Genomic DNA, 441 nt, shown 5'->3' with positions numbered 1-441 from the left:
GGCAAGCCGATCCAGAGCCGGCTGTCGGCCGCCGACCCGGCCGGGCTGGACGACAAGGCGCGCGCGGTGGCGGCGCGCATCGCCAAGATCCCCAACGTCATCGACATTTCGGACGGCCTGCCGCCGCCCGGCGTCGACTGGGCGCTCGAGGTCGACCGCGCCAAGGCGGCGCAATACGGCATCAGCCCGACCTCTGTCGGCACGGTGGTGCAGCTGGTCACCAACGGCCTCAAGCTCTCGGAATACAGGCCAGCCGGCGCCGACGACGCGGTCGACATAAGGCTGCGCCTGCCGGAGGACCGGCGCACTCTGTCGACACTCGACGAGCTTCGCGTGCAGACCTCGCAAGGCTCGGTGCCGATCTCCAACTTCGTCGTGCGCAAGCCCGAGCCGACTGTCGGCATCCTCAACCGCATCGACGGCGCGCGCACCGTGGTCGTG

Annotated in this window: 1 protein-coding gene; it reads left to right on the top strand. The window is 70.3% G+C overall.

The genetic code is table 11. The features are described 5' to 3' along the window. Positions 1-441: efflux RND transporter permease subunit (locus EOA28_RS38225; protein WP_148671238.1), on the top strand; the 441-nt coding region annotated here is incomplete at both ends.

Origin of the sequence: Mesorhizobium sp. M2A.F.Ca.ET.067.02.1.1 (assembly GCF_004023285.1) — a bacterium.
Taxonomy (GTDB): Bacteria; Pseudomonadota; Alphaproteobacteria; order Rhizobiales; family Rhizobiaceae; genus Mesorhizobium.
The sequence above is the reverse complement of the archived record's forward strand: the minus strand, read 5'-3'. Positions and strand labels throughout refer to the sequence as shown.